At 59.3% G+C, this 11,139-nt stretch carries 13 protein-coding genes; 4 read left to right on the forward strand and 9 right to left on the reverse strand.

Going from position 1 to position 11,139, the window contains the following annotated elements; genetic code table 11:
• The first annotated feature begins 277 nt into the window (after positions 1–277).
• On the forward strand, positions 278–595 hold the full coding sequence (locus NW815_RS12645) for a DUF3067 family protein (protein ID WP_414389188.1): 318 nt from the start codon (positions 278–280) through the stop codon (positions 593–595).
• 123 nt (positions 596–718) lie between these two features.
• On the opposite strand, the gene NW815_RS12650 is transcribed toward NW815_RS12645, so the two are convergent.
• The 4 genes from NW815_RS12650 to NW815_RS12665 form a co-directional block, all read right to left on the reverse strand.
• Positions 719–2,059 (reverse strand): hypothetical protein, encoded by a 1,341-nt coding sequence (locus NW815_RS12650; protein WP_414389190.1) that lies wholly within the window; start codon positions 2,057–2,059, stop codon positions 719–721.
• Between the two features lie 144 nt (positions 2,060–2,203).
• Complete coding sequence (locus NW815_RS12655) at positions 2,204–2,728, reverse strand: hypothetical protein (RefSeq protein ID WP_414389191.1); 525 nt, start codon at positions 2,726–2,728, stop codon at positions 2,204–2,206.
• 74 nt (positions 2,729–2,802) lie between these two features.
• Positions 2,803–3,357 (reverse strand): phycobiliprotein lyase, encoded by a 555-nt coding sequence (locus tag NW815_RS12660; RefSeq protein WP_414389193.1) that lies wholly within the window; start codon positions 3,355–3,357, stop codon positions 2,803–2,805.
• Between the two features lie 135 nt (positions 3,358–3,492).
• Positions 3,493–4,770 carry a S41 family peptidase gene (locus NW815_RS12665; RefSeq protein WP_414389195.1) on the reverse strand — a complete coding sequence of 426 codons (1,278 nt, stop codon included), beginning with the start codon at positions 4,768–4,770 and terminating at the stop codon, positions 3,493–3,495.
• A 188-nt stretch (positions 4,771–4,958) separates the two neighbouring features.
• Here NW815_RS12665 and petB point away from each other — a divergent pair, with 188 nt between their 5' ends.
• The 3 genes from petB to leuB all read left to right on the forward strand — a co-directional run bounded on the left by petB (position 4,959) and on the right by leuB (position 7,518).
• On the forward strand, positions 4,959–5,606 hold the full coding sequence (gene petB, locus NW815_RS12670) for a cytochrome b6 (RefSeq protein ID WP_041436518.1): 648 nt from the start codon (positions 4,959–4,961) through the stop codon (positions 5,604–5,606).
• Between the two features lie 98 nt (positions 5,607–5,704).
• Positions 5,705–6,217, forward strand: coding sequence for a cytochrome b6-f complex subunit IV (gene petD / locus NW815_RS12675; RefSeq protein WP_011433236.1), 513 nt, complete (start codon positions 5,705–5,707; stop codon positions 6,215–6,217).
• A gap of 185 nt (positions 6,218–6,402) precedes the next feature.
• A complete protein-coding gene (gene leuB, locus NW815_RS12680) occupies positions 6,403–7,518 on the forward strand; it encodes a 3-isopropylmalate dehydrogenase (RefSeq protein ID WP_414389197.1) in 1,116 nt (371 codons plus the stop codon).
• 81 nt (positions 7,519–7,599) lie between these two features.
• Here leuB and dusB read toward each other — a convergent pair whose 3' ends face one another.
• The 5 genes from dusB to rnz are packed head-to-tail and all read right to left on the reverse strand — an operon-like array spanning position 7,600 to position 11,053.
• On the reverse strand, positions 7,600–8,685 hold the full coding sequence (dusB, locus tag NW815_RS12685) for a tRNA dihydrouridine synthase DusB (RefSeq protein WP_414375158.1): 1,086 nt from the start codon (positions 8,683–8,685) through the stop codon (positions 7,600–7,602).
• Between the two features lie 16 nt (positions 8,686–8,701).
• Positions 8,702–8,917 carry a 30S ribosomal protein S18 gene (gene rpsR, locus NW815_RS12690; RefSeq protein ID WP_011433239.1) on the reverse strand — a complete coding sequence of 72 codons (216 nt, stop codon included), beginning with the start codon at positions 8,915–8,917 and terminating at the stop codon, positions 8,702–8,704.
• Positions 8,918–8,946: 29 nt separating this feature from the next.
• Positions 8,947–9,141 (reverse strand): 50S ribosomal protein L33, encoded by a 195-nt coding sequence (rpmG, locus tag NW815_RS12695; protein WP_011433240.1) that lies wholly within the window; start codon positions 9,139–9,141, stop codon positions 8,947–8,949.
• Positions 9,142–9,191: 50 nt separating this feature from the next.
• Positions 9,192–10,055: an RDD family protein gene (locus tag NW815_RS12700; RefSeq protein WP_414375156.1), complete on the reverse strand. Its 864-nt coding sequence runs from the start codon at positions 10,053–10,055 to the stop codon at positions 9,192–9,194.
• A gap of 29 nt (positions 10,056–10,084) precedes the next feature.
• Positions 10,085–11,053 (reverse strand): ribonuclease Z, encoded by a 969-nt coding sequence (gene rnz, locus NW815_RS12705; RefSeq protein WP_414342002.1) that lies wholly within the window; start codon positions 11,051–11,053, stop codon positions 10,085–10,087.
• Between the last annotated feature and the right edge of the window lie 86 nt (positions 11,054–11,139).

Raw genomic sequence — 11,139 nt, forward strand, 5'->3', positions numbered from 1 at the left:
CCACTACGACTCCCACAGAGCCGCTGAGCAGGGCATTGAGAAGAACCCGCCGGCTCATGGGGGGCGCTTCAAAGTTGCTAACCGCTTCCGTCATAATGGCAAATGCAGACCTGAGAAGTTTTAACGTTCGTTGACAAGCGACATCATCCTAACCGACCCCTCTGGCCAATATCGTTAAGAAATGTAACGCTGTAAGAGGCCGTGGCCTTCCTTCCCAAGGTGAGCGGCCCACCCAGCGCGATTGGAGCCAGATCCAAGCCAGCCTCAGACAAGTCTGATGAAGGGATCCGACTTTCAAGCTTTGTTGCGCGAGAAGTGGGGCTGTTCCTACGACGTACAGTTGCGCCGTATCCAGCAGAAGGTGGTGCTGCTGGTGATGTGGCGCTACCTGGAGCAGCCCTCCTTCCCCTTGAGCGAGGCGGAGTATCTGGCCCACTTGGAGAACGTGCTGGCCCATTTGCAGGCTTGGGGGGTGTGGGAATCGGTGCGCCGGGAGATCGAGTCCACCCGTCAGAGACCTCGTATGGGCAAGGCGGTGGCCATTCCTCTGGATTTGCAGAAGGTGGGGGAGCGGGTCTCGGAGTGGTTGCTGTGAGTTCTCCGGGGGAGAAAAAAGTCCAAGCAAACCCAAGCGCCGGATTCTCCGGCTGGGCAAGAAACTCGAATGGGTCTCAGCTCAAACGGCAGACCGGGAGTTTGCCCAACGGCCATGACCTCTCTAGAGGGGACGCGGCTTGCGCACTTGTTCGGTTTCGGGGCGATCCTGCTGAGCTTTGGATTCCAAAAGCTGGCGGAATGCCGGCTCGTCCAGACGGTAGTCCCGCTGCTCGATCAAATCCCGGTCGGTTGAGTAAATGGTGTCCGACTCTTGCACAACTTCTTGACGGCGGAAGCGGCGGGCAAAGTTGAGTTTGCGCAGCAGCGCCTCTGTGGGATGCTGCAGATGCTCTCGCCAAAGCTGCCGGACACGATTGCGACGCTCCACTCCCTGGTTACGGATTTGCAAGGCTAGCCAGCGAACGGCGGGCACCGCCAAAAACAGCGTGCCGTAGAGGAAGAGGAAGCCGATCAACGGGTAGATGAAGGCCAAAAAAGCATTGCTGCCGGCTGCCGCTGCCACCTCCTCCCGTGCCCCATAGAGAATGGCGGCCAGAAAGAAATTGAGAACTCCCAAGCCTCCTGCCAGGGTCAGTTGACCAGGAGTGGCCCGGCTGAACACCCAAGGTTTCTCCTGCAACACCTCAGGGATCCTCTTGGGCTCACGCTCTGAGGCGGCCACCTGCAGTTCCGGAAAGCGGTAGACAATGTCCCCGTCCTCGCTGACCTCCGGCTGACCGTCGAACTTGAGCAAAATGGGCAGCATGTAATCTTCGTATTCCAAGGCCGGGGATCCCGGCTCCACATCCAGATAGGGCAACACCTGTTCCGCTGCGATCACCCCCCCATTGGCACGAATCAGTTGGCCAATGAGGGCATAGCGCTCCTCCTCCAGGTTGGCATTGGGATCCCCGTCCCCAAAGAGGAAGCTGTACACCGCTTCCAGGAAGTTCAGCTCGGATTTTTGCGGCTGGCGGGGGCGCGTCCGACCGGAGTAGCTGCCATAGTAGGGATAGGGATCCCAGAAGGGGTTGCCGATCCAAAGGTTGGGGAAGTAATAAAACCCTATCCCCCGCGACCGGCTGCGATTGTCCTGCTCGCGGCTGCTGGCCATTTGCAAGGCAATCAACGCTAGGACAATCAAGACAATTGACACCACCAGCAGGATGCCGAAGGAGATGCGCAGCCCATAGAGGAAGCCCCCCCACAACCGGCGACGCAGGGCCGCCAGCTGATCCTGCTGCTCCTTGCGCTTGAGAATGCTGCGAAAATCCGGTGGAAAAACGTAGGTAATCTCCCCCTGCCGGGAAACCTGGAGATGCCCCTCCGCCTTTTGGGCCAAATTCAGTAGCTCTTGTTTGGCCTCGTGTAAAGCTAAGCCCGTGCTGGATGCAATATCTCCCAGCGTGACCCGCAGGCCCAACTGCTCCACTGCATCCATCACCAATGTTTGTGTAGCCACTTTAAACCTCCGCTTTCCGCCCCCATTGTCGAGGAGCCTTTGGGATCCCTGGACGCAGATCCGCTCCCCTGAGCTAGACCTATCGTTTCCTCTACTCCCAGTATCTCCCCACTAACCCAGCAGCGGCGAGGGTTATACCCCCCTCTAGGGCAGCCAAGCCATCACGGCCAGCAGGGTCGAGAGGATCCCGATCAACACCCAGATGAGGGGCTTAGTGTCCAGCGGGGGATCCGCTGCCCGGCGGCTGAGGGGATCCCCAGAAGGAGCGCCAGATCTTGGGGAAGGGCCTTTGCGTTGGGAGCGCCCATAGGCCAAGCGGTACTCTGGGGGATCAGCTTCCTCCAGCCGGCTGAGATCGGGAATTTCGCTCAACCACTCCGCTGGACGCCGCAGACGAGGGGCTTGCCAGATGCCCAAGACATAGCGAGCCTGCTGGGCAACTTCTGGATCTGGGTTGCGCAGCAAGGTTTGGGCCAACAGGATGGCCTCCTGCGTTTCGCCAAGGGCTTCTTGGGCCAGGGCCTGCCAGAGCCGTAGCTTACCCGACTGCGGATAGCGGCTTTGGGCCTGCTTAACCTCCTCTAGCGCCTGCCGGTATTGTCCTCGCTCGAACCTCAACTGGATCAGAGCCAAGTGCTGAGACAATCTCAGGTCTTTGGGAAGCGTCATGCTCAGGATCCGCAGGTTAGCTAGACCGCCGGGAAGCCCCGTCCTCTATGCATCAGCATGAGTGCGGGAGTAGGTCACGTCAGCTTCTGTTCTACCCCAAACCCCACCAGCAACAGCTCCTGCAAAGGCTGACCCTGAGGGGGACGTTGGTAGGTAAGGATCTGCCGCAGGCGCAGGCGCGGATTCAGTAGAGTGATGGTATCTACAGCAACCACACGAGTGTAGGTGGTGGTCATCACCAGTCGCAGGGATCCGGGATCAAACCGGAAAGCCGCCACCATCGGGCGATCTTCCTCGTAGGCCCGATCCCGCAGGTAGTCTCCCTGCAGCCCCAGGGGGGTTTCCTGCCGAGGGACGAACAGCATGTTCAGCTCTTGCCCGGCCTCCTCACCCTTTTCGGAAACCGTCTCAAAAGCCAAGTGAAAGCCCAGAAAACCATCCACGTTGTGGTTGGGGTAGTTGTTGTCGGTGAGCACCTTGTGCTTGAGCTCAGGGGTGAGGGTGCGAATGGTGAACTCGGTGCGGGAGCGCTCCACCTCGCCACGGTCTAGGTAATGGTAGGTGCGCTCTGTGCGCCAAGCTCCAATGCAGCAGTTGAAAAAGTGGTGAAATTGCTGGATAGCGTTCATGCGGGCGGGAGCGGACAGAGTCAGAGATCAGCGCTGGACGGGAAACCCTGCTTTCGATCCTAAAACGAATCGAAAACAACCAGGAATCCAAATCCTGAATGCCAACGATTGAGTTCTACCGTGGGATCCCCTTCCTCACGGGCTTTTGGCCACCCGGATCCCTTGGGTCTGCCCCAACAACTCCAAGGCTCGCTGCAGCTGGATGTCCTCCGGCCCGGCCAAGGTTTCTGCCGTCAGGGGAATGGATCCCTCCGCCACCACCACATCGGGCTGGATCCCCTGGCGATGGATGTCGTGGCCGCTGGGGGTAAGGTACTTGGCCGTGGTCACCGCCAGCCCCGAGCCATCCGCCAGCTCCAGCAGGGATTGAATCAGACCCTTGCCAAAGGTGCGCGTTCCCACCAGTTGAGCTCGCCCACTGTCCTGAAGTGCCCCGGCCAACACTTCACTGGCACTGGCGCTGCCCTGGTTCACCAAGACCACCAGCGGTGCCTCTGTGAGCACCTCGCCGGTGGCGGGAATGCTGTCTTGAATGCCGTGGCGATCCGTCACCAGCACAATGTCGCCCTTGGGGATCCAGAAGCGAGCGATCTCGATAGCCGCCTGCAAGAGTCCCCCCGGATTGTTGCGCAAATCGAGAATGTAGCCCCGCACCCCTTGAGCTTCTGCGGTTCGAATGGCTTGGCGGACTTGAGCGGCAGCATTGCCGTTGAACTGGCTGAGGCGAATGTAGGCCACCGATCCCTGAGGCAGCTCAAAAAAACGGGTGCGCACGGGGTTGATGGTGATCGATTGGCGTACCAGCTCCACCTCCCAAATGCGATCCTGCCGCCTCAGCTTCAAAGTAACCGGCGTGCCGCTGCGCCCCCGCATCCGCTCGGCCACTTCGTCCAGGCTCAGCCCCGCCACCGGCACCCGATCCACCGCCAAAATCTCATCCTGGGGTTGGATCCCGGCCTGCTCGGCAGGAGTGCCCTCCATGGGGGCAATCACCCGCACAGCGCCTTGCTCGTCGATAGCAATCTGCAAGCCGACACCACTCAGCTCGCCGGCTGTAGAGGTCTGCAGGCTGAGGTAGTGCTCTCTGTCCAGAAAGCGGGTAAAGGGATCCCCCAGAGTGGCCAACATCTCCTCAATGGCCTGATAGGTCTGCTTGCGCTCCTTTAAGGGCCGGGAGAGAAACCGTTGCCGCACCTGCCACCAGTTTTGCCCGTTAAACCCCGGATCCACATAGGCCCGATCCACATAGGCCCAAGCCTGCGCCAGCAGTTGCTGCTCTTCTCCCCAACGGCTGGCCTGCACCGGACAGGGGCCTATGGCCAAACTCGCCCAGAGCAAACACCCAAGCAAGACAATGCGGATCCCCCACCCTCTCCAGCGGATCCCTGTGTATCTCGGCTTCTGCACAACCATCGATCCCAAAAAACATTAAGAAACATGAACAAAACGCAATATCGAAAACTTGCTTGGCCTCCTGGGATCGAGATCTTCGTCCCCAAGCTGAGCCCGACGCCAGGATGGTGTTAAAAGATTGTGTTACATTGCTGAGGAGAGTGGGCTTGCCCCGCCCTCGAGAGCCAACTTCAAAAAATGCAGGCATTATGAGCAAAGTTTACGACTGGTTGGACGAGCGGCTGGAGATTACGCCTTTCGTCGACGACGCAACAGGGAAATTCATTCCGCCTCACGTTAACATCTTCTACTGCCTCGGCGGGGTGACGCTGGTGTGCTTCTTAATTCAGTTTGCCACCGGCTTCGCCATGACGTTTTACTATCGTCCGACGGTGGCTGAGGCCTTTGAATCGGTGAACTACATCATGACCCAGGTGAACTTCGGCTGGCTGTTGCGCTCCATCCACCGTTGGAGCGCCTCCATGATGGTGCTGATGATGATCCTACACACCTTCCGGGTCTATCTGACAGGGGGATTCAAAAAGCCCCGTGAGCTGACCTGGGTAACCGGCGTGATCTTGGCGGTGCTGACCGTCTCCTTTGGCGTTACCGGCTACTCCCTGCCCTGGGATCAGGTGGGCTACTGGGCAGTCAAGATCGTCTCAGGTGTGCCCAGTGCCATTCCGGTGGTGGGCGACTTGTTGGTGCAACTGATCCGGGGTGGCGAAGCAGTGGGTCAAGCTACCCTGACTCGCTTCTACAGCTTGCACACTTTCGTGCTACCCTGGCTGACCGCAGTCTTTATGACCATGCACTTTTTGATGATCCGCCGCCAAGGCATTTCTGGGCCTTTGTGAGCAAGGTTTGGCTCCCAGACGCCTTTGACTTTCCTGGTAACTGGGATCTTTACCTGCCACTTTTTCAGAACTTTTGTCCCTAGATAAGGAGAACTCCCATGGCCGTCTCAAAACAGGTGATAGCGACCGAGGCCATTACCCGCAAGGTTGATCTAGACAACCCCAAAGTTGTAGCCAAGCTGAAGAAAAACATGGGCCACATGACCTATGGTGAGCCCGCTTGGCCCAACGATTTGCTCTTTATGTTTCCGGTGGTGATCCTGGGCACTATTGGAGTGATCGTTGGCCTGTCAGTCATGGATCCGGCAGGTGTAGGGGAGCCGGCGGATCCCTTTGCTACGCCTCTGGAAATTCTGCCGGAATGGTATCTCTACCCCGCCTTCCACATCCTGCGGATTGCTCCCAACAAGCTGTTGGGAATTGCTCTGATGTCTGCCATTCCTGTGGGTCTCTTGTTTGTGCCCTTCATCGAAAACGTCAACAAGTTCCAAAACCCCTTGCGCCGCCCAGTGGCGACAACGGTGTTCCTGATCGGCACCTTGGTCACCCTCTACCTGGGCATTGGTGCCACCTTGCCCTTGGATAAGTGGGTCACCTTGGGCTTGTTCTAGAGGAACATCTGGGACTGCAGCTTGGTGGGTTGCTCGCTCGAGAGTGCAGCAGGTCGGTGGCCGGGCTGCACTTTCTCTTTTGGAGAGCTTTTTGGAGAAGTTGTCTGCAAACCTGTGTGCCAAGGGATGGGCCAGCCCGCCGAAGTGGTAGTATCTCTACGCCCTCGTTTTCAGCTTGACTGCCCATGAGCGCTCCTTCTCCCACTGCTCGAACCTATCGGATCACAGCCCTTGCCGGAGATGGCATCGGCCCCGAAATCATGCGGGTGGGACGGGCCGTTTTGGATGCAGTTGCTCGGCAGATGGGATTTGCTCTTCAGTGGCAAGAGGGCCTGATCGGCGGGGCCGCCTACGAACAGACCGGGGATCCCTTGCCGGCAGAAACCCTGAAAATGGCTCAAGAGAGCGATGCCGTTTATCTGGCTGCTGTCGGCGACTTCAAGTATGACGCTCTGCCTCCTGAGAAACGCCCGGAGCGGGCCTTGTTGGGCTTGAGGGCGGGGCTGGGGCTGTTTGCCAACTTGCGCCCGGTAAAAGTCTTCCCTCAACTGGTGGGGGCTTCCTCCCTGAAGCCAGAGGTGATCTCGGGGATCGACCTGGTGGTGGTGCGAGAGCTGACGGGGGGCATCTACTTCGGCCAGCCCAAGGGAATCTTCACGGATGCCCAGGGATCCCGGCGTGGCGTGAACACCATGGTCTACAGCGAAGCTGAGGTGGATCGGATTGCCCGAGTTGCCTTTGAGCTGGCCCGCAAACGCCGGCGCAAGCTCTGCTCGGTGGACAAAGCCAACGTTCTCGAGGTGTCGCAACTGTGGCGGGAGCGGGTCAATGTCATTGCGGCTGAGTACCCGGAGGTGGAACTTTCCCACCTGTACATCGACAATGCCGCCATGCAGTTGGTGCGCTGGCCCAAGCAGTTCGACGTCATCCTCACGGGCAATCTCTTCGGCGATATCCTCTCCGATGAAGCGGCCATGCTGACCGGCTCTATTGGTATGCTGCCCTCTGCCTCTCTGGGATCCTCTGGCCCCGGCCTATACGAGCCGGTACATGGGTCGGCTCCCGACATTGCCGGACAAGACAAAGCCAACCCCATTGCCCAGGTGCTCTCCGGCGCCCTGATGCTCCGCTACTCCCTGGATCAGCCGCAAGCTGCCGACCGCATCGAACAGGCGGTAGAAGCCGTTTTGGCGCAAGGGTACCGCACCCCAGACCTCTACTCTGAGGGAATGACTTTAGTGGGTTGCCAGGAAATGGGAGAAAAGTTGGTGGCAGCCCTGTCCCAGCAGCAGGCGCAATAGCCTTTTTCGGGGCCACAGGCTACAGCCAAGGCAGACGTGCGGCGATTTCCAAGCAATTTCCAATTGTGGGGATCCTTGGAGCTACGCCCAACCGGCTTCAGGGAGAAGGTCGACCTCCTCGGTGGTTTTAATGGCCTCTTCCGGTCGAGGTGTGGCTTCTTGGCAGCGCTCCATGGCTTGAAGAAGCAGGGCTTCCCCTTCCTGCACCGTCTCAATGCGACAGAGGAGAGCACGGAATTGAGAGGCTCCGGCAAAGTCTTTGATGTACCAAGTCATGTGCTTGCGGGCCTGACGGATGCCACGTTCTCCCTTGTACTCCCAGAGACCGCGCAGATGCTCTAAGGCCATTTGAATCCGCTCCAGGGGAGTGGGGGCCGGTCTTTCTTGACCGGTTTTCAGGAAGTGATCGATTTCCCCCACCAGAAAGGGATAGCCCATGGTGCCGCGGGAGCACATCACCCCATCGGCTCCGGTTTCCTCCAAACACTTCACCGCTGCGGCTGTCGAGAAAATATCCCCATTGGCGATGACGGGAATGCGCAGGTGCTGTTTGACGCGGCGGATCCAGTCCCAGCGGGCTTTGCCGTTGAAGCCTTGGGCGCGTGTTCGGGCATGCAGGGTGAGCAGTTGCGCCCCTGCCTCCTGCAGACGGTGGGCAAAATCCAAAATGTTGATCTCCTGATCTGACCAGCCCAGGCGCGTTTTCACGGTTACGGGCACCTCCACTGCGTTGGCCACCGCCTCCACAATTCGCGCTGCCGTGTCGGGATCGCGGAGCAGAGAAGAGCCGCCGCCGTTTTTGGTAATCTTGTTCACCGGGCAGCCCATGTTGATGTCCACCAAGGTCGCCCCTTCGTCCACAGCCATGCGGGCTGCTTCCGCCAGAAAGTCGGGCCGACAATCAAACAATTGGATGCCGATGGGCTGCTCTCCCTCGCCGACCTCCATGATGCGGGGCAACTGGCGGGCATAGTGCAAGCCGGTCGCACTGACCATTTCCGTGTAGACCAAGCTGTGGGGGGCAAAACGGCGCACCAGCCCTCGAAAGACTTGGTCGGTTACCCCTGACAGCGGCGCCTGAAAAACGCGGCTCAAAACTTTTACCCCGCCGATATTGAGGGGCTGGGACAAGCGGGCTTGGAGTTCCGGCGAAAGCTGCAGGCCCATCGGGATCCGGAGAAAGCTATCCCTCTTTGTTGACAAAGTAAAGAAGACCCATGATGCGCGCTCGTTTGATCGCGGCAGTGAGCTCCCGCTGCTGTTTGGCGGTCAGGCCGGTGATGCGGCGGGGCAAGATCTTGCCTCGCTCGGTCACAAATTTCTTGAGCAGCTCCACATCGGTGTACCTAATGGGCTCTCCCGGCTTAATGGGAGACAGGCGGCGGCGAGCGTAAACCATAGGTCAGGAGAACGGCGAAACGGCTTGAACTACTTAATCTCTTTGTGGACGGTGTGGCGGTTGCAGTGGGGGCAGAATTTCTTCAGCTCTAAGCGGGCTGTTGTGTTGCGGCGGTTTTTGGTGGTGGTGTAGCGGTTCACGCCTGGAGAGCGCTTGTTGACGTTGGTGCGGCACTCCGTACACTCCAGAGTAATGATGATGCGGGCACCCTTTGCTTTGGCCATGACGGATCCCAAGACGAAGGTAAACGGCAATGAGGAAACTGCAAGCGCGATCACCAATTATCCAACTTTTCCTTGACGGAATCAACCCAAGTTTTCACTTGCTTGCCCGTTTGTTGCCGTAGGCTACGGGCGTTGCGATCCACATCTTTGCTCAGGCGCTGCAACTGCTTGGACAGATCCCGCACGGTGTCATTGCGCTGGGCTTGGCGCAGCAGGTCGCGAGCAGCCGATTTGACGTCGTCAGCAGCGTCCCCCTCTAGGATGTCCTGCAAAAACTGCAGGACTTTTTCATCCAGGTGGTAGCCCCGCTCCGCTTCCACCACTAGGGTACGTCCGGCGCGGTCGTGAATGGTTTGGCGTTTTTCCTTGTCGAAGACGGCAAACAGCCCATCCGCAGCCAGAGGCACCAGCAGGGCCTCTGTAAGCACAAAGAGGGAGAGCACTCCCTCTCGAGCCAGAGAGCGAACCAGGTGCGGCGAGGCTTCGGTCTCGGGATCCAGGGTTTTGATGTTCAGCAGCCATTTGCCGAGGCTTTGGCCCTCAGGGCGGGACTGGAAATAGCCGCGGTTCACCAGCCAGGTGGCGAAGAAGGCGAGATAGCCGGTCATGTCCACGGCGCCTGCATTGGCCCCTACCAGAGCAGCCAAGCCTTGGGCTAGGTAGGAGATCCCCAGCCCCAGCCCAAAGTCGAGGGCAAAAGCCCCAATTCGTTTGCTCCAGGGAGCCAATTTTGGCAGGGGTTCTCCCTCAGCAGCCGTTTGCGGGGCTGGCCGCTCGGCTTGAACCGGGGGCAGAGAAGTGGCAGGGGGCAAAGCGCTGAAGGTTCGCCACTCGCCAGCACTTTGATCCAGTTGTTCGGTTTTGGGCCGCTCTGGAAATTGGGGGCGTTCGGGGTAGGGTCTGGGATCCGTCATTGCCGGTTGAGACTGTCAGTTCTACCATTCTAGCGAGGCAAGCCCACACCCACCGGCAGAGGGGACGGGCTGCGACGGGGGATCTCGTAGGTCAGCCGATCGCGGGCCAGCAGGGTATTGGGAAAAATGGCCTGAGCTTCTGCCAGCAGGTCTTCCAAGGTAATGGGGGCCTCTGGGGTGTAGCGGGGGCTGAAGTGGGTGAGGATCAAAGCTTGGGCCTTGGCTTCGGCGGCCACTTGGGCGGCCATGGCGGCGGTGGAATGCTTAGAGCGGCGGGCCAGCTCCAAGTCAGCCTGAGCGTAGGTAGCCTCGTGGATGACCAGATCCGCAGCCCGGGAGAGATCAACAGCATTGCGGCAGAAAATCGTGTCGGTGCAGTAGGAGAATTTGCGGCCCGGAATGGGATCCCCCACATAATCCCGTCCGTGAAAGCAGCGGCCCTGCCAGATGATGGATTGGCCGGCCTTGAGCTGCCCATACAGAGGGCCAAAGGGGATCCCGTCGGCTTGGGCTTTGGCTGCATTGAAGCTGCCTGGCCGATCCTGTTCCACCACGCGGTAGCCGAAGGCGGGCACCCGGTGATCCAAGGGCGCGCAGAAGACGGAGTACTCCGCCTCTTGCAGGATGAGACCGGTTTCGACGGTGTGAACGCGGAAGCCGTAGGGGATGCGCGTCTCGCTGTAGCGCAACACGGCCTTCAGGTACTCTTCCAGGCCCGGCGGGCCGTAGATATCGATGTGCTCAGGGGTGCTGCCCAAGCCACAGGAGGCCAACAGCCCCGGCAGGCCGTAGATGTGATCCCCGTGCATGTGGGTGATGAAAATGCGGCGCAACTGGCTGGGGCGCAGCTCATCTAGGCGCAGCAACTGGTGTTGGGTGCCCTCGCCGCAATCGAACAGCCACCATTCCGACCGCTGGGGAAACTGCACCGCCACCCCAGAGACATTGCGCTGGCGGGTGGGCATGCCGGAGCTGGTGCCCAAAAAGGTGATCCGAATGGCATTGGGATCTGTCACAGGGGCAAAACCTCAGGGATTGGGATCCCTAGCTTACCAATTGCTGATACATTTACGCTGAACACTGC

The organism is Synechococcus sp. R6-7, from assembly GCF_047461695.1.
GTDB lineage: Bacteria > Cyanobacteriota > Cyanobacteriia > Thermostichales > Thermostichaceae > Thermostichus.

Excerpts from the sequence above, each read along its gene's own strand:
- NW815_RS12700 (WP_414375156.1), bottom strand. The coding sequence starts at position 10,055 with ATGACGGATCCCAGACCCTACCCCGAACGCCCCCAATTTCCAGAGCGG.
- NW815_RS12660 (WP_414389193.1), bottom strand. The coding sequence starts at position 3,357 with ATGAACGCTATCCAGCAATTTCACCACTTTTTCAACTGCTGCATTGGA.
- rpsR (WP_011433239.1), bottom strand. The coding sequence starts at position 8,917 with ATGGTTTACGCTCGCCGCCGCCTGTCTCCCATTAAGCCGGGAGAGCCC.
- NW815_RS12665 (WP_414389195.1), bottom strand. The coding sequence starts at position 4,770 with ATGGTTGTGCAGAAGCCGAGATACACAGGGATCCGCTGGAGAGGGTGG.
- NW815_RS12655 (WP_414389191.1), bottom strand. The coding sequence starts at position 2,728 with ATGACGCTTCCCAAAGACCTGAGATTGTCTCAGCACTTGGCTCTGATC.
- rpmG (WP_011433240.1), bottom strand. The coding sequence starts at position 9,141 with ATGGCCAAAGCAAAGGGTGCCCGCATCATCATTACTCTGGAGTGTACG.
- NW815_RS12645 (WP_414389188.1), top strand. The coding sequence starts at position 278 with ATGAAGGGATCCGACTTTCAAGCTTTGTTGCGCGAGAAGTGGGGCTGT.
- leuB (WP_414389197.1), top strand. The coding sequence starts at position 6,403 with ATGAGCGCTCCTTCTCCCACTGCTCGAACCTATCGGATCACAGCCCTT.
- petB (WP_041436518.1), top strand. The coding sequence starts at position 4,959 with ATGAGCAAAGTTTACGACTGGTTGGACGAGCGGCTGGAGATTACGCCT.
- dusB (WP_414375158.1), bottom strand. The coding sequence starts at position 8,685 with ATGGGCCTGCAGCTTTCGCCGGAACTCCAAGCCCGCTTGTCCCAGCCC.
- petD (WP_011433236.1), top strand. The coding sequence starts at position 5,705 with ATGGCCGTCTCAAAACAGGTGATAGCGACCGAGGCCATTACCCGCAAG.